The organism is Alcaligenes sp. SORT26, from assembly GCF_017377875.1.
Classification (GTDB): Bacteria; Pseudomonadota; Gammaproteobacteria; order Burkholderiales; family Burkholderiaceae_B; genus Alcaligenes; species Alcaligenes parafaecalis.
In genome coordinates this window covers 3,986,802-4,003,009 of the sequence record NZ_CP070975.1, presented here as the reverse complement: position 1 = coordinate 4,003,009, position 16,208 = coordinate 3,986,802, and the positions used below count along the sequence as shown (strand labels likewise).

General features: G+C 56.2%; 14 protein-coding genes and 1 tRNA gene. 9 read left to right on the top strand and 6 right to left on the bottom strand.

Features of this window, described 5'->3' with window-relative positions:
• The first annotated feature begins 251 nt into the window (after positions 1-251).
• The 7 genes from mutS to bioD all read left to right on the top strand — a co-directional run bounded on the left by mutS (position 252) and on the right by bioD (position 10,848).
• Positions 252-2,885, top strand: coding sequence for a DNA mismatch repair protein MutS (gene mutS / locus JYG33_RS18255; protein WP_207873537.1), 2,634 nt, complete (start codon positions 252-254; stop codon positions 2,883-2,885).
• Positions 2,886-3,122: 237 nt separating this feature from the next.
• Complete coding sequence (locus JYG33_RS18250) at positions 3,123-4,313, top strand: cupin domain-containing protein (protein WP_207873536.1); 1,191 nt, start codon at positions 3,123-3,125, stop codon at positions 4,311-4,313.
• A gap of 467 nt (positions 4,314-4,780) precedes the next feature.
• On the top strand, positions 4,781-6,025 hold the full coding sequence (locus JYG33_RS18245) for a benzoate/H(+) symporter BenE family transporter (RefSeq protein WP_207873535.1): 1,245 nt from the start codon (positions 4,781-4,783) through the stop codon (positions 6,023-6,025).
• A 406-nt stretch (positions 6,026-6,431) separates the two neighbouring features.
• On the top strand, positions 6,432-7,628 hold the full coding sequence (locus JYG33_RS18240; protein ID WP_207873534.1) for a cytochrome P450: 1,197 nt from the start codon (positions 6,432-6,434) through the stop codon (positions 7,626-7,628).
• Positions 7,625-8,791, top strand: coding sequence for an 8-amino-7-oxononanoate synthase (locus tag JYG33_RS18235; protein WP_207873533.1), 1,167 nt, complete (start codon positions 7,625-7,627; stop codon positions 8,789-8,791). The genes JYG33_RS18240 and JYG33_RS18235 overlap by 4 nt, the downstream gene beginning before the upstream one ends.
• A 6-nt stretch (positions 8,792-8,797) precedes the next feature.
• Positions 8,798-10,138: an adenosylmethionine--8-amino-7-oxononanoate transaminase gene (gene bioA / locus JYG33_RS18230; protein ID WP_207873532.1), complete on the top strand. Its 1,341-nt coding sequence runs from the start codon at positions 8,798-8,800 to the stop codon at positions 10,136-10,138.
• Positions 10,135-10,848, top strand: a complete 714-nt coding sequence (bioD, locus tag JYG33_RS18225; protein ID WP_207873531.1) for a dethiobiotin synthase — start codon at positions 10,135-10,137, stop codon at positions 10,846-10,848. Before bioA ends, bioD begins: the two co-directional genes overlap by 4 nt.
• A 2-nt stretch (positions 10,849-10,850) precedes the next feature.
• On the opposite strand, the gene JYG33_RS18220 is transcribed toward bioD, so the two are convergent.
• The 6 genes from JYG33_RS18220 to JYG33_RS18195 all read right to left on the bottom strand — a co-directional run bounded on the left by JYG33_RS18220 (position 10,851) and on the right by JYG33_RS18195 (position 15,333).
• Positions 10,851-11,225, bottom strand: coding sequence for a DUF4880 domain-containing protein (locus JYG33_RS18220; RefSeq protein WP_207873530.1), 375 nt, complete (start codon positions 11,223-11,225; stop codon positions 10,851-10,853).
• On the bottom strand, positions 11,212-11,556 hold the full coding sequence (locus JYG33_RS18215; protein WP_207873529.1) for a sigma factor-like helix-turn-helix DNA-binding protein: 345 nt from the start codon (positions 11,554-11,556) through the stop codon (positions 11,212-11,214). The genes JYG33_RS18220 and JYG33_RS18215 overlap by 14 nt, the downstream gene beginning before the upstream one ends.
• A 223-nt stretch (positions 11,557-11,779) precedes the next feature.
• Positions 11,780-12,913, bottom strand: a complete 1,134-nt coding sequence (gene bamC / locus JYG33_RS18210; RefSeq protein WP_207873528.1) for an outer membrane protein assembly factor BamC — start codon at positions 12,911-12,913, stop codon at positions 11,780-11,782.
• Positions 12,910-13,815: a 4-hydroxy-tetrahydrodipicolinate synthase gene (dapA, locus tag JYG33_RS18205; protein ID WP_207873527.1), complete on the bottom strand. Its 906-nt coding sequence runs from the start codon at positions 13,813-13,815 to the stop codon at positions 12,910-12,912. Before dapA ends, bamC begins: the two co-directional genes overlap by 4 nt.
• Positions 13,816-13,894: 79 nt before the next feature.
• Positions 13,895-14,545: a site-2 protease family protein gene (locus JYG33_RS18200; RefSeq protein ID WP_207873526.1), complete on the bottom strand. Its 651-nt coding sequence runs from the start codon at positions 14,543-14,545 to the stop codon at positions 13,895-13,897.
• 161 nt (positions 14,546-14,706) lie between these two features.
• Complete coding sequence (locus JYG33_RS18195; protein ID WP_207873525.1) at positions 14,707-15,333, bottom strand: L-threonylcarbamoyladenylate synthase; 627 nt, start codon at positions 15,331-15,333, stop codon at positions 14,707-14,709.
• A gap of 195 nt (positions 15,334-15,528) precedes the next feature.
• Here JYG33_RS18195 and JYG33_RS18190 point away from each other — a divergent pair.
• Both JYG33_RS18190 and JYG33_RS18185 read left to right on the top strand, forming a co-directional pair.
• A tRNA-His gene (locus JYG33_RS18190) sits at positions 15,529-15,604 on the top strand.
• 367 nt (positions 15,605-15,971) lie between these two features.
• Positions 15,972-16,208 carry a hypothetical protein gene (locus tag JYG33_RS18185; RefSeq protein WP_207873524.1) on the top strand — a complete coding sequence of 79 codons (237 nt, stop codon included), beginning with the start codon at positions 15,972-15,974 and terminating at the stop codon, positions 16,206-16,208.

The following is a 16,208-nucleotide window of genomic DNA, read 5'->3' as shown; positions in this document are numbered from 1 at the left end:
GATATCGAATTCCTTATTCCGGCTGGCTTAAAACCACAAGCCGCCTCCATGCTAGCGTGATGACTTGTTGCTCTGAGCCTCTTTTGAAGCCACATTTCACCTAAACCACACCGCTCTCAAGTCCATACGCACAAATGCGCAGGCCAAATTAGCGCACTTCCCTATCCCCCACTTGACTGCCCTCGCTACAATATCGACTCAGCCGCCTCTTGGGCGGCCTTGTTGTTGAATTCCCTGACTTGTACTGCGCCATGACTTCTGCTGCCGATCTGTCCGCCCACACGCCCATGATGCGTCAATACCTTCAGCTCAAGGCTGAAGCTGGCTCGCATCTGCTGTTCTATCGGATGGGAGACTTCTATGAAATGTTCTACGCCGATGCCGAGCGCGGTGCGCGCCTGCTGAACCTGACGCTGACCAAGCGCGGTTCTTCCAATGGCGAGCCCATCCCCATGGCAGGTGTACCTTTTCATGCCATGGAAGGCTATCTGGCGCGTCTGGTGGCCTTGGGCGAATCCGTCGCTATCTGCGAGCAAATCGGTGACCCCGCCACCAGCAAAGGCCCGGTCGAGCGCAAGATCATGCGCGTGGTCACCCCCGGTACGCTGACTGACGACGCCTTGTTGCCTCCCAAGGCAGACCGTCTGATCGCTGCCTGCACCCTGATTAAAGTTCAGCGTCAAGAAATGATAGGGCTGGCCTGGATGAATCTGGCCAGTGGCGAATTTCTGGTCAGCCAGTGCGAGCCAGACATGCTGGACACGGAACTGAACCGCATCGGCCCGGTAGAACTGGTCTACCCCGAATCCCTGCGCCCCGCCCCTGAATTGCCGCAAGCAAGCTGCCATACCTTGCCAGACTGGCACTTCGCCCAGGACGGATCGCGCGAAACCTTGCTGGACCATTTCGATCTGGATTCCCTGGCCAGCTTTGGTCTGGACGACTTGCCCGCCGCCACCGCGGCCGCCGGTGCCTTGCTGCGCTATGTAGGCAGCACGCAATCCCAATCGCTGGTTCACATCACGGCCATTCGCGTTCAGCACAGCTCGGACTTTCTGGTGCTGGATGCCGTCACCCGCAAGAATCTGGAAATCACGGAAACCATTAGCGGTGAAACCAGCCCGACGCTGTTCTCCACCCTGGATCATTGCCAGACCCCCATGGGCAGCCGTTTGCTGCGCCGCTGGCTGCACCATCCGCTGCGCTTGAACCAAGCCGTTCAACAGCGCCAGGATATCGTGTCGCTGTTCTTTCAGACTCAGCAAACAGCCAGTCTGAATGCGGGCGACCCTTTAGGCGTGCTGCGTCAGGCCCTGCGCCGCTTCCCCGATCTGGAACGGATTGCAACGCGTATTTCGCTGCGTAGTGTCCGTCCTCGGGAACTGGCCAGCCTGCGTGACGCCTTGGCTACTCTGCCCGAACTGCGCCAGGAGTTGGAACAGAGCTTTGGGCAGTCTGAACACCTGTATGCCCATTTATTGAATCTGGCCCTGGACCCTGAGCTGGCCACCTTGCTGCGCACGGCCATCGCCCCCGAACCCGCTTTGCTGATCCGTGACGGGGGTGTCATTGCCGACGGCTACGACGCTGATCTGGACGAGTTGCGCAGCCTGGCCAGCGACAGCGGCGATGTCTTGGTCAAGATCGAAGCCCGCGAACGCGAGCGCACCGGCATTGCTACCCTGCGTGTCGAATACAACCGTGTGCATGGCTTCTTTATTGAAGTCAGCCGCGGTCAGGCCGACAAGGTGCCCGATGATTACCGTCGCCGCCAGACCTTGAAAAATGCTGAGCGCTTCATCACGCCCGAACTGAAGGAATGGGAAGACAAAGTTCTGTCCGCCAAGGACCGCAGCTTGAGCCGCGAGAAGTTCCTGTTCGACGAACTGCTGGACAAGCTGCAAAGCTATGCGGGCCCCTTGGCCCTGTGCTCCAGTGCGCTGGCCGAACTGGATACCCTGTCCTCCCTGGCCCTGCATGCCCTGGACAACAACTGGATCGCCCCGGAACTGACAGAACAGGCAGGCATCTGGATTGAAGCCGGTCGCCACCCCGTGGTGGAGCACAGCATCGAGCGCTTCACACCCAACCATTGCGAAATGCATGCCCAGCGCCGCATGTTGCTGATTACCGGCCCGAATATGGGTGGTAAGTCCACCTATATGCGTCAGGTGGCCCTGATTGCCCTGCTGGCCCGCATTGGCAGTTTTGTACCGGCAAGCAGCGCCCGCATTGGGCAGATTGACCGTATCTTCACCCGTATCGGCGCGGCTGATGATCTGGCCGGTGGCCGTTCCACCTTCATGATGGAAATGACCGAAGCCGCGGCCATTCTGGCGGGTGCCACCCCTTACAGCCTGGTACTGATGGATGAAATCGGCCGGGGCACCTCCACCTATGATGGCCTGGCCCTGGCCTGGTCGATTGCACATCGCCTGCTCAGCCACAATCAGGCACTGACCCTGTTTGCAACGCACTACTTCGAGATCACCCGTTTGCCCAACGAATTGCCCGCAGCCGCCAACGTGCATTTGGCCGCGGCTGAATCGGCTTCAGGCATTGTGTTCCTGCATGAAGTTCAGGAAGGCCCGGCCAGCCGCAGTTACGGGATTCAGGTGGCACAACGTGCCGGTATTCCCTCTGCGGTCATTCGTCAGGCCAGCCGTGAACTGAGCCGTCTGGAAGCGCAGAATGATCCTAGCGCACAACTGGACTTGTTCAATGCGGGCAGTGCGCCTGAAACCTCGGTTGCAGAGCCCGATCCTACGACTGATCAAGCATTGGAACTGCTGGATCAGTTCAGGCAGCTGGATGTGGATGAGCTAAGCGCACGGGATGCACTGGACCTGTTGTATCGCTGGAAAAAGGATATGAAGGCGGGGTAAACAGTCCGGAAGGGAGCCCAGGAGGCTCCCTTTTTTATGCAGTTTCCCGAGGGCCGTTGGCGAGCAGATAGACAATCCATCATTCTCAGCCTGTCCACCGTGAATCAATCACTCTATTTCGTGAATATTTCTCTGGATTCTTTGCGCTGGATACGCCTGATACGCAGGCTAGCCATACACCGGGACAGGCCGGATCAGTTAAGCTACGGGCTAATTTAATTCTTGTTCGGGCAGTCCATGAATATCGACCAGCCATTGACCCTTTTGGGCGGCATCAGCGCGCATGAGTTCATGCAAACCTACTGGCAACGCAAACCTTTATTGATACGCGGCGCCATCCCTAATTTCAAGCACTCGCTGAGCATAGACAATATCCGCGAGCTGGTAACGCGTGAAGAGGTCGAATCGCGCCTGATCATTCATGACGGCGAGGACTGGGAGATGGAAACCGGGCCCTTTGACGAGTTGCCACCCGCCTCGCAGCCCAACTGGACTGCTCTGGCACAAAGCGTGGATCTGCATGACGACAATACCGCTGCCCTGATGCGTCAGTTCCGCTTCATTGGCGATGCCCGTCTGGACGATGCCATGATCAGCATTGCTTCTGACGGCGGTGGCGTAGGCCCGCATTTCGACAGCTACGATGTGTTCCTGCTGCAAGCCCACGGCAAGCGTCACTGGCGCATCAGCCAGCAAAAAGACCTGAGCCTGGTGCCTGACCTTCCCTTGAAGATTTTGCGCAATTTCCAGGTAGAAGAAGAGTTCACCCTGGAACCCGGCGACATGCTGTATCTGCCCCCCCATGTCGCGCATGACGGCATTGCGATTGGCGACTGCATGACGATTTCCATCGGCTTTCGCTCACCCACCCAGGCAACGCTGGCGCGTGGCTTGATGGATGCCGCGTCGGATCAATTGGCTGCTGCCAGTAATGAAGGCTTTGGCCTGTATGCAGACCCACCCATCGACATGCCTGCATCCCTGCAAAACCGCTACACCGACCCGGATGCTCTGGCCAGCAGCACACCCGCCGCCCTGCCAGAAAATCTGATTCAGAAGTCGCTGGATGCATTGAACGCCATTCGTTTTGATGAGGCACTGGCCTCTCGCTTCCTGGGTGTCTGGCTGACCGAATTGCCCAGCAATAGCTGGTTCGACATCGCGGAAGATCCGGTTGATTTACATGACCCTGATCTGCCCGAAGGTCGTCTGGTGCTGGACCGCTGCTCGCGCATGATGTATCGCGGCGATGAGCTGTACATCAACGGTGAAGTGGCCCCCTGCCCGGCCAGCCCGGCACTGAAATTGTTGGCTGATCAACGCGAGCTCCCCACCTCTGGCGACGCATTTGCAGAACTGGATGAGGACGAACTGGAAATGCTGAATGCCTGGCTGGATGACGGCTGGCTGCAGTTCAAGGAAAACTGAGCACTAAGCCACTAGCTCTGGCGAGTTCAGGAAAAAAGCGGGGCAGCTTGCAGGCTGCCCCGCTTTTTTATTTCTGACACCTCAGGAATCGAAAGCCTGATACATCCGCTGACTGCGGCTGGGGCAGTAGCAGTGGCTGTGGCTGTGGCTGTGGCTGTGGCTGTGGCTGTGGCTGTGGCAGCATTATTCACGCCATACAGCAGCAAAAAGTACTATCATGAAAAATGCGATTCACAAGACGAGCAACTCGTCATAAAGCCACCATTGGTGGCTTTGCAGCCCCGCTTCAATCCAGCTCGGGCCACACTCAAAAATCACGTAACCCACCCCACTCCCTGTAGTCAGGCACCTGCCGAATTCAAAAGTGGTCTGCCCTACACCCTGAAAGCGTCCTATCAGGCCAGTCCATTTAATCGCTATAAATAGTGCTCGTTTGTCATCTCTCCTTTTGGAAAGCGCTGAGCACTATGTCTACCTCTCGATCGTCCTCATCCTATTTAATCAGTGATCTGATCCCGCCTATCGTGGCTGGTCTGATCTCGGTCATCGTTAATTACGGCGGCACCTTTATTCTGGTTTTCCAGGCCGCCAAAGTCGCCGGGCTCAGCCCGGAACTGACCGCATCTTGGGTCTGGTCGATTTCGATTGGTGTCGGTGTGACCGGCCTGCTTTTAAGCTGGGTTTCGCATGAACCTATCATCACGGCATGGTCTACCCCTGCGGCCGCTTTCCTGGTGACCGCCCTGGCTAGTACGCCATACGAAGAAGCCATCGGAGCCTATCTGATATCAGCGGCGGCCTTTGTCGTGCTGGGCCTGTCATCCTACTTCGAGCGCCTGATTCGTCTGATTCCCAACGGGATTGCTGCAGGCTTGCTGGCCGGGATTCTGCTGCAATTCGGGATTGGGGCCTTTGGCAGCATGACGCTGGACCCGAAACTGGCTGGTTTGCTGATTCTGGCCTACCTGATCATCAAACGCTTTTCTGCACGCTATGCCGTGGTGGGGATTCTGATCCTGGGTCTGGCCTTTCTCCTGCTGGAGCATCGTGTCGACCTGAGCGGCCTGAAGCTGGAGCTGGCAGCCCCTGTATTTACCATGCCGGTCTTCACGCTGAATGCCTTGCTGAGCGTGGCCTTGCCCTTGTTTCTGATCACTCTGACTGGCCAATATATGCCAGGCATGCTGGTTCTGCGTAACGATGGTTTTCGCACCAGTGCCAACCCGATTGTGTGGGTGACTGGCCTGGGCTCACTGATCATGGCGCCCTTTGGTTCTCATGCCATGAACGTCGCCGCCATTACCGCCGCCATCTGTACAGGACCGGAAGCACATCAGGATCCCTCCAAACGCTGGATCGCCGGGATTGCTGCAGGTATTTTTTATATTCTGGTCGGTATCTTTGGATTGACCTTGGCCGCCGTATTCATGGCCTTCCCCGCAACATTCATCACCACTCTGGCTGGTTTGGCTCTGCTGGGTACGATTGGCGGCAGTTTGGCTGGCGCAATGGCCGAACCCAAATCGCGTGAAGCGGCGCTGATTACCTTTCTGGCCTCGGCCGCGAATATCACCCTGTTCGGGATTGGCGGGGCATTCTGGGGGCTGGTGATTGGTCTGTTGGCGTACTTCATTTTGAACGGGAAGCTGCCACAACGGAAACCAGCAAAGCTGGGAAATGAAGCCCTTCCTACCGCTTCGGATGCCCGTTGATGGATAACTAAGCACTCGAATCCATACGCTTGAAATCAAGAGCCGTGGCTTTCACAGAAACAATACTGGCTGCTATACAGCGCGGCACCTGACCTGTTCTATCATCAGGCTGTCTATCAAACAGCAGTCCTGGAAGCAGCAATCCTGAAAGCAGAAAAAAAGCCCGGCCTTGAGCCGGGTTTTTCTATTTCTCCGGGCAGAACAAGACCTTGAAACCAGGGCTCCACTACTTCAATTTATTGTAAAAAATAGTTACCCAACTTCCATCTATAGACACCAGAAGACATCAAATTCGACCTAAATCCGGCAAAACACACTGAAAGAATTAATAGACACAATCTCCTGACTGCCTCTTTCCAGATCGAGTGCTAGCCTGCGCTGGCTTTGATCTTCAGGAAACAGTGTCATGTTTGGCGATTTCAATCTTGCGTCCCCCTATGCGGCTTATGCCCGCCTCCATCAGGGGCCGCCTTTGGTGTGGGATGCGGATTTCTGTGGTGGGGCCTGGCTGGTTCACAGACATAAGGATGTACAAACCGCCCTGCGCCATCCCGATTTAAGTGTGCGACGTGTGGGAGGATGGGTGTCTCAAGCCGGTGCCGCTCCCTCCCCTCGCCTGCAGGCTTTCAAAGGCCTGATGGCCAGAACGCTGGTTTTTCTGGATCGCCCCCGTCACACCCGCGTGCGACGCGTCGTCAATGCTGCCTTTAGCCCCAAAGCACTGGAATCCCTGCATGGCACGATTGATAGCCGCGTCACGCAGATCCTTCTGAATCTGGAAGAAAAGCTGCAGCATGGTCCTGCGGATCTGGTTGATGAACTCTGCCGCCCCTTGCCCGCCTTGGTCATGATGGATGTACTCGGATTGAAGGCATTACCCTTGTCCGTGTTCCAGGACTGGTCCGAGCAACTGGCGCGATTTATAGGGCAAGCAACCCCTGATCTCCCCTTGTTGATGGACACCCAGGACGCCTTGCTGGATATGGCTGATTTTTTGAGCACCACGTCCAATCTGTGCGAAGGCGGTCTGGTTTGGCGGCTTTTGCAGGATGAGCAATTGTCCCTGCACGGCAGGCGCGAACGTCTGGCGCAGTCCTGTATGTTGCTCTTCGCAGGCTATGAAACCTCTCGGCATCTGCTTAGCACGCTCTTTCAGACTCTACTTGGCGACACACGCAAGCTGCGGCACCTGCAGGCACAGCCTGAAAACATCCCCGCAGCCATTAAAGAGGTCTTGCGTCACGACAGCCCGATTCAATACACGGCCAGACGTCTGATGCGTGACCAGCATTGGCACGGTCAGCACTTGCGCAAGGGGCAGTTGCTGCTTCTGCTCTTAGGTGCCGCCAACCGGGACCCCAAAGTTTTTACTGACCCGGACGAGCTGGATTTCAGCCGCGACAACCAGGCCGAACTATCAATGGGCCACGGCATTCATCATTGCTTGGGAGCAGGCCTGGTGCATTTGGAAGCCCGGCTCACCCTGCAACGAACTCTCCCCCTGCTGTCCCGCCTTCAACCAGGCCAGGGACAACGTATTCAGTTGCCTGCCTATCGTGGCTGGAACAGCCTGCCGGTCCAACTACGGGCGTCGCACTCATGAGCGCTTTTCTTGCCCATGTGGACCAGCAAGTAGCGGCTTTAAAAGCCAAGCAACTCTGGCGGCAGCGCGCTATTAGCCTACCCTTGCCCAACGCGCAGATTGAACGCAATGGCCAGGTCCTGCTGAACTTTGCTGGCAATGATTACCTGGGCCTTAGCCAGCACCCGCAACTCAAACAGCTAGAGGCCCACAGCGTCGCCGGAGCCACTGCCTCCCCCTTGATTTGCGGACATCACCCGCTTGCCCAGACACTGGAACAAGAGTTGGCAGCATGGAGTGGCTTTGAAAGTAGCCGCCTGTTTGTCAGTGGTTATCAAGCCAGTCTGGGGGTAATTCCTGCTCTAGTAGGAGCTAGCGACACTATTTTTTGTGACCGGCTCAACCACGCCAGCCTGATTGACGCCAGCCGTCTGTCTGGTGCCCGTTTACGGGTCTATCCTCACCGCGATATGGAGCGCCTGGACGATTTACTAGGTCGTCCAGGCACGGGCTTCAAACTAGTAATTTCAGACAGCCTGTTCAGCATGGATGGCACCATCGCGCCCCTTGATACGCTACTTGATCTGTGTGAACGTCATGACGCCCTGCTGTATCTGGACGACGCACACGGCCTGGGCATTCTGGGGGAGAACGGACGCGGGGCAGCTGAGCATTTCCTGCTTCGCCCCGAACAGCGCCGACGCCTGATTTATCTGGGCACCTTTGGCAAGGCTGCCGGACAAGGCGGGGCCTTTATTGCCTGCTCTAACCCATTGGCGGATTGGTTTACCCAATCTGCACGCAGCTATGTATACAGCACGGGCCTGGCCCCGGCCCATTGCGCATCTTTGCTGGCATGCCTGCAACTGATCAAGCAAGCCCAGCCACAACGCGCCTCCCTAAAAGCGAACATTCAAACCCTGCAAACCTTAAGCCGGGACTTGCCCTGGCATCTGGCCCCTTCGGACACGCCAGTGCAAAGCCTATTGATTGGAGAGGTCGAGCCTGCTGTGCAGCTATCTGAAATTTTGCTGCAAAAAGACATTTGGGCTCCCGCTATACGGCCGCCCACCGTACCTCGTCACCAAGCCCGCTTACGCATTTCTCTCTCTGCCGCCCACAGCCATCAGGACATTGAAAAACTGGTCCAGGCTCTGCATGAAGCCGCCCATTCTTTACGGTGATTTGCCATGAATCCGAACTCCCTCTCCCCTCTAGCCCAACGCAGCCTGAAGGCCGTCTGGCATCCCTGCACGCAAATGCAGCATCACGATCAGGGTGTGCCGCTGCTGGCTATCAAGCGTGCTCAGGGTGCCTGGCTTTACGATGCCGATGGCAATCGCTATCTGGACGCGATCAGCTCCTGGTGGGTGAATCTGTTTGGACATAGCCACCCGCATCTGGTGCAGGCTATTCGCGATCAGGCGCAACAATTGGATCACGTCATGCTCTGCGGTCTGACGCATGAGCCAGTCGTGCAGTTGTCCGAGCAGTTAGCCGCCTTGAGCGACCATCATTTAGGCCATGCTTTTTATGCCAGTGATGGTGCCTCCGCCGTGGAGATCGCACTCAAGCTGAGTCTGCATTACTGGCGCAACCAGGGCCAGGAGTACAAGCAGCGTTTTGTGGGCATTGAGCAGGGCTATCACGGTGAAACCATGGGAGCTTTAGCCGTAACGGATGTGCCTTTGTTCCGTGAAAATTATGGTGCTCAACTCAGCGCCCAATACACAGCCGCCAGCCCGGATCTGCGCCAAGCCAAAAGTCCGGAAGAACAAACGCTAGTCACCGAAAAAGCCCTGCTATCGCTGCAGCAGATTCTGGATACGCATCAGGACATTGCCGCCATCATTCTGGAGCCGCTGGTGCAATGCGCCGCCGGGATGAGAATGCATTCCCCCGACTACTTACGCGGTGTGCGTAGCCTGTGTGATCGCTATCAAGTGCATTTGATTCTGGATGAGATTGCCGTAGGTTGCGGACGCACCGGTACTTTTTTTGCATGTGAACAAGCTGGCATCTGGCCGGATTTGCTCTGCCTGTCCAAAGGGATTAGTGGTGGTGCCCTGCCCCTGTCAGTCGTGCTGTCTACCCCTGCCATCTACCAAGGTTTTTACGACCAGGACCTGCGCCGTGGATTTCTGCACTCACACTCCTACACCGGAAATCCACTAGCCTGCCGCGCGGCTCTGGCTACCTTGGAACTGTTCCGTCAGTACCCCGTGTATGAGCTGCAAAACACGCTGGGACAACACATTGATGAAGGTTTGCAAGCACTGGCGCAGCGTCATCCCAAAATGCAGCATCTACGACGTTGTGGCGTGATCTGGGCCTTTGAACTGGACGCAGGTCCGGCCCGCTACGATCACCAGGGCTTTGCACGACGCTTTTACCGCTCGGCTCTGCAACAGGGGCTGATGCTGCGCCCCATTGGCAATACGGTTTACCTGATGCCCGGCTATCTATGGACTGAAACAGAGGTCCAACACTTGCTGGGTGGTTTGGCTCATCTGCTGAAGGAATTCGCATGAGGGCCTGCTTTGTCACGGGAACAGACACCGAAATCGGCAAAACGTTGGTCAGCTCAGCCCTACTTCACCTCTTGGGACGGGAGGGTGCACGTACGCTAGGCATCAAGCCGATAGCATCGGGCGCAGCGGAACGGAATGGCCGTCTGCACAACGAAGATGTGGACGCACTGGCAAGACACTCCAGCGTCCAAGTGGATCAAGAGAAACTGACTCCGTATCTGTTTCGCGAGGCAGCGGCACCTCACGTACTTGCTGAAAAAACAGGCATCTCATTAGACCTCACACTGATTCAGCAAAACATCCAGAAACTGAACGGACAGGCCGACTACATGATCGTCGAAGGTGTGGGAGGCTTCATGCTGCCGCTGGGGCAAGGGCGAACGGGAGAGGATCTGGCACAGGCTTTGCAATTGCCTGTGGTGCTGGTCATCGGTTTGCGTTTGGGAGCCTTGAATCACGCTTTGCTGACAGCCCAGGCCATACGCGCAAGCGGTTTAGCTTTGCTGGGCTGGGTCGCCAATTGCATCGGTCCAGAGATGGCTTATATCGAGGAGAATTTGCAGACTCTGCATGACTATATGCCTGGCCCTTGCCTGGGGGTGATTCCCCGGCTGGCTTCTCCCGATCTGGATGAGCGTATTCATCAAGCCGCGCAGTATCTACGCTCGCCTTGGGCCGATCTGGCTAAAGGCCAAGACCTCAGAGCCTGACCCTATAAAAAATAACTGCCAACACTGCCTAGAACCGCCACGCCCAAAAGCAGGCACACCGCACCGCTCAAGGCAAAGCGCAAGGCCGGGTTGGCAGACCAGGCGTCCACGCACGCATTCATCAGTCGTTGACGCCAGCCGCCTTGCTCTGTCAATACACCACTTTGCTGAGAGTCGGCACGCAAGCGATTCAGGTTCTCAGCGCTGATTCCGTCCATCGCTTCCCACGCCAGCTTCCAGCGCAAAAAAGCAGCCTGATGCTCGGGATCAATGGACAGCCAGGCACGAAACGCAGACTGGCTGCGAGCATCACCCTGATGTTTGGGATCGTGCTGTTTGAGCAGCCAACTCAAGGCCTGCTCATCAATATGCTGCATGTGCTCGTCCTGAGACATACGAGCCAGCCGGGCGCGGCACAGCCCCGTCCACCCGATTGACCGGCGCTGGGTTATGACGGCAAGCCAGCATGGCCATGCGGATATAGTGTTCCACCACACGCGGACTGGTGCCCATACGCGCAGCAATTTCTTTGTAGTTCAGGCCCTCGAAGCGATGCAGCACAAAGGCTTCGCGACGGCGGCGCGGCAAGGCCTCGATCATGGCCAGCATGCGTGCACCGGGTTCTGAAGGAGCGTGAGCAGAGGCTTGTGTGCCACGCAGCATACGCAGGCAAAAACTTGAACCGTTACGGTAAAACGATTTCAGCATGGGCCACTCCCTAAAAGAGATTAAATGATAATGGTTCCTATTATCTTTACTGTTTTAGAGAAAGTCCAGCCCTGTTCGATAAAGATTCACTCTGCTCACAAAAATAAATAGAAAGCGGCAAGGCTTGGCGCCAAACCATATCAGGGCGAATTTCGGGCATAAAAAAAGCCCTGGCATGAAACCAGGGCTTTTTCCAGACGGCCCGAGGGCCAAATCAAAACAATCAGTTGCCGGGGCGCAGATTGGTGGACAGCACATTGATGATGCGCTTGGCTGTCGCCGTAGTCTGTTCCTGACCTTGCTGATCCAGCACGGAGACACGTGTGCCCGCACCTTGAGCGCTCAGCTTGATGCGGAACGGTGTAGCTTCAGCGGTGTTACGGCTACCGAAGATACGGCCAATGATGTTTTGCTGTTCGATCTTCTCGCCCGTATCCGAATCCAGATAACGGATGAAGAATTCGCCAGCGGAACGGTCACGATCTTCCACCGAGAAGCCAGCGGAGTCGATGGCTACGCCAACACGACGCCATGCACGGTCAAAGGATTCGTTCAGCACCAGTTCGGCCTGGTCGCCCTTGTCCGAAGCCTGGACTTGAACGCCAGCAGGATCCTTGGAGGCGTTAGCCACTTGTTCACGTGCTGTTTCAATGTCGGAGCCCAGGAAGACCATCATGCGAGCCAGCATGGCTGCATTCAGGCCTGGATCTTCTTTAGCGAACACCCACTTAAAGGCGGAACCGTCTGCCGTCGGTGTTTCTTCCATGTGCTGGTGGGACACATAGATTTCGGTCTTGTTGCCAACGCGCTCAAAGCGGGTGCGGAAGCGATCACGTTCGCCGCTGTCAAAGACCTGGTCAATGATGGAGCCCAAGGCACTGCGAATCCAGCTTTCTGGAATCTTGGCGCGGTTTTCAGCCCAGTCGGTCTGGATCAGGCCAGCACGAGGGTCCTGGGACTGAATGGTGAAACCATGATCACCCCAGAAATCGATGATGCGGGGGAACAGATCTTCAACAGGGCGGTCCACCACCAACCAGCGCAAATCGCCGTCACGCATCACTTTGATGGCATCGGACTGAGGCAGAACCTTGTCTGCTCCGCCGGTGGCCTGCTGCGCGTTTTGACCTTGTGCGTAGACCGAGTAGGACGTAGCACCTTCTGGAGCGCGGTAATGCGCATCGCGGTTAGCCTGGGTCAGATCCGGGGGAATGCTCAGGGGATCGCCTGCAACCGTACTCTTGTAATTTACCGATTCGCCCTGGCCCATTATCTGGTCCATCGTCGAGCAGCCCGACAGCACCAACAGGCTCAGGGACAGCCCGATCAGGCTTTTATTAACTGGCTTAGCAATCATGGAAGAAGATCCGCAAGTTTCAAAGATTGACGCAGCAATTCGTGATGCTGTGCATTTAACGGCGTCAATGGTAAACGATATCCCAACTGAGTAAGGCCCATTTCTGCAACGGCCCATTTCACGGGAATGGGGTTAGCCTCAACAAACAGGTTCTTGTTCAGACCTGCCAAATGGGCGTTCAAACGACGTACCGTGGGTACGTCCATATCCAGGGCAGCCTGGCACAACTGGCTCATCAAGCGTGGAGCCACGTTGGCTGTCACGGAGATATTGCCTTTGGCGCCCAGCAAGATATAGGAAGCCGCAGTAGGATCATCACCGCTAACAACGATGAAATCTTCAGGCGCATCACGCAGCAGCAGGCCACCGCGCGCCAGATCTCCCGTTGCATCCTTGATACCAATGATGTTGGGGATCTGGGCCAGACGCAGCACGGTGTCGTTCTGCAGGTCGGCAACAGTACGGCCAGGTACGTTGTACAGGAACTGGGGCAGGTCCACCGCTTCGGCAATCGCACGGAAGTGCTGATACATGCCTTCCTGAGTAGGACGGTTGTAGTAAGGCACCACCGACAAACCGGCATCAGCACCCACTTCCTGGGCGTGACGCGACAGCTCGATCGCCTCGCGCGTGGAGTTGCCACCCACACCGGCAATCACGGGAACACGCCCAGCGGCATGCTCAACCGCGATCTTGATCAGCTCAGCGTGCTCATCAACCGACACCGTAGGCGATTCGCCCGAGGTTCCAACGACCACCAGCACACGGGTTCCTTCTTGTATGTGCCAGTCGATCAGCTTTCGGTAAGCGGCAAAATCCAGACCCCCATTGGGATCCATGGGTGTAACAAGGGCAACCATGCTGCCCTGAAAATTGGAAATAGCAGAGTCCGAACTTGCCATGATGAGATGAATCTCCGGGTTTAAGGCCCTACAGCCCAAAAAAATAATGACTCACAAGTTTAACGGATAAGCCGTTAAATCATAAGAACCATTTCAACACGCCTTCACCCAGCGCAATCAAAGGCCTCATCAGGGTCCAAAGTGCGCCGGTAAACATCAGCAGGATCAAAATGACCATGCCGTAAGGCTCGATACGAGAATAATGATAGGCCAAACGATTAGGCAATAGACTAAATACAATGCGCCCGCCGTCCAGAGGCGGCAAAGGCAAGAGATTCAGTGCCATCAAGACCAGGTTGACCTGTACACCGGCAATGGCCATACCCATCCAGAAACGGCTGTCGCCCTGCCCCAGCTTGACCATCAAATGGGCATACAGAACCCACAAGATAGCCATCACCATATTAGAGGCGGGTCCGGCCAGGGCCACCCACAGCATATCGCGCTTGGGATTGCGCAACCGGCCCCAATCCACAGGCACGGGTTTGGCCCAACCAAACAAAATGCCACCCATCCCCATCATGGCGCTGGATAGCAGCAGAACGGCGGGCACCACAATCGTGCCGATAGGATCGATATGCCGCAGTGGGTTCAGGCTGATGCGACCGGCCAGCATGGCCGTGGGATCGCCAAACATGCGTGCCACATAGCCGTGAGCGGCTTCATGCAGCGTAATACCGAAAATGACTGGCAAAGCATAGACCGTCAAGGTCTGTATAAAAGAGTCCATGGTGATCCTTGGTCCGGGCCGGGGACTTATCCTCTCGCCATTCAAGGGGATAAGTCACCTGCACAATCAGCCCGTCTGATTGGGACAGCGAGTGCTGCCCCAAGGTTCAGAATTGAAACACGGATACGCACCTGGACGCGAATTTTGTGCAAGCCAGGGGATCAGGACAAGCCCAAGGTGGCAGGATCACCCGAACCACGACGCAGCACTTCGGGCGTGGGGCCCGTCAAATCGATCACCGTAGTGGCTTGCAAGGGGCAAGGACCACCATCGACCACCGCGGCCAATTGGTGCGCAAAACGCTCCAGAATTTCCTGGGCATCGTTCAAGGGTTCGTCTTCGCCTTCAGGAATCAGCGTGGTGGAAATCAGTGGGCTGCCCACTTGTTCCATCAAGGCCAGGGCTACTTTCTGGTCCGGAACCCGAATGCCAATCGTTTTACGCGACGGGTGCGACACGCGACGTGGCACTTCTTTGGTGGCTTCCAGAATAAAAGTCCAAGGACCGGGGGTCGCCATTTTCAACAAGCGATACTGCGGATTGTCCACTTTGGCAAAGTGGCTGATCTCGGCCAGATCACGACACAGCAAGGTCAGATGATGACGATCATCCAGGCCACGCAAACGACGCAGGCTATCTGCCGCGGACTTATCGTCCAGACGGGCGACAACGGCGTAACTGGAATCGGTAGGAATGGCTAACAGCCCTCCTTTAGCCAATAGTTCGGCCGCTTGAGCCAATGCGCGGGGTTGGGGGTTTTCGGGATGAACGACGAATAATTGAGACATTTCGCGCTTCCTTGCTATTACGAGGGGAAATCATTAAACCTGAGTCACACCACGACCGGCAAGACCGGGGCAAGACTGAGGGTCGAGGCATTCTTGCATGACTGTTGCATTATTTAAAATATTCATGCTAGAATACATTTTTTACTTCGCAGCCCACCCTAAAGTCGGTTGGAAGCAAAAAAGCAGTAAACAGTGGTGACCGTAGCTCAGTTGGTAGAGTCCCGGATTGTGATTCCGGTTGTCGTGGGTTCGAGCCCCATCGGTCACCCCAGAAATTTACCGCTTCCAAGGTTTTGCAGTTCTCCTTAATCGGTGACAGAACCAGGAAATGGAAAAGAACATACTTGAAAGCCCGCCACGTAGCGGGCTTTTTTGCGTTTGTTCATCGTAGCAAGTTTGGCACCTTCGCACACCCCCGCACAAGTCCAGGCTGGACAATAAACTGTGTTTGATTGTGAACCCCAGGCGCAGCAAGCCTTGACGCAATGGCTAGCCACCCTCCAGTTCATGCACGCAGGCCTCAACGCATTCCGCCGCCCTTCCCGCAGGCTTTTCAGCCCGCCATCTCAGTAATAGAAACTGGCACAAAAGCACGCTTTCTTATACTCTAATCTGTCCCATTTTCTGGAAGTTTGCTGATGACACTCGGTTTTCCCTGCTGGGATCAGGCTCCTGCCCATTGGGACTGGCTCGCGCAAGACGAAGACGGTCAGTGGTTCTGGTATGGCGTCCAGCCCTCCCCTGGCATTGGTGGTGGCGTATGGCGCTCCCCCTCGCGCATGCAGCAGCTTGCGGCCAAGGGCGAACCCAACCCGTCCTGGATGCACAGCCTTTATCAACGTCCGGACCTGCCCGACAAGAACCGTAGCACCTGA

Bases quoted from the DNA above. Each gene is read 5' to 3' on its own strand.
- mutS (WP_207873537.1), top strand. From the start codon at position 252: ATGACTTCTGCTGCCGATCTGTCCGCCCACACGCCCATGATGCGTCAA.
- dapA (WP_207873527.1), bottom strand. From the start codon at position 13,815: ATGGCAAGTTCGGACTCTGCTATTTCCAATTTTCAGGGCAGCATGGTT.
- JYG33_RS18215 (WP_207873529.1), bottom strand. From the start codon at position 11,556: ATGCTGAAATCGTTTTACCGTAACGGTTCAAGTTTTTGCCTGCGTATG.
- bioA (WP_207873532.1), top strand. From the start codon at position 8,798: ATGAATCCGAACTCCCTCTCCCCTCTAGCCCAACGCAGCCTGAAGGCC.
- JYG33_RS18220 (WP_207873530.1), bottom strand. From the start codon at position 11,225: ATGCAGCATATTGATGAGCAGGCCTTGAGTTGGCTGCTCAAACAGCAC.
- bamC (WP_207873528.1), bottom strand. From the start codon at position 12,913: ATGATTGCTAAGCCAGTTAATAAAAGCCTGATCGGGCTGTCCCTGAGC.
- bioD (WP_207873531.1), top strand. From the start codon at position 10,135: ATGAGGGCCTGCTTTGTCACGGGAACAGACACCGAAATCGGCAAAACG.
- JYG33_RS18200 (WP_207873526.1), bottom strand. From the start codon at position 14,545: ATGGACTCTTTTATACAGACCTTGACGGTCTATGCTTTGCCAGTCATT.
- JYG33_RS18250 (WP_207873536.1), top strand. From the start codon at position 3,123: ATGAATATCGACCAGCCATTGACCCTTTTGGGCGGCATCAGCGCGCAT.
- JYG33_RS18195 (WP_207873525.1), bottom strand. From the start codon at position 15,333: ATGTCTCAATTATTCGTCGTTCATCCCGAAAACCCCCAACCCCGCGCA.
- JYG33_RS18245 (WP_207873535.1), top strand. From the start codon at position 4,781: ATGTCTACCTCTCGATCGTCCTCATCCTATTTAATCAGTGATCTGATC.
- JYG33_RS18240 (WP_207873534.1), top strand. From the start codon at position 6,432: ATGTTTGGCGATTTCAATCTTGCGTCCCCCTATGCGGCTTATGCCCGC.
- JYG33_RS18235 (WP_207873533.1), top strand. From the start codon at position 7,625: ATGAGCGCTTTTCTTGCCCATGTGGACCAGCAAGTAGCGGCTTTAAAA.
- JYG33_RS18185 (WP_207873524.1), top strand. From the start codon at position 15,972: ATGACACTCGGTTTTCCCTGCTGGGATCAGGCTCCTGCCCATTGGGAC.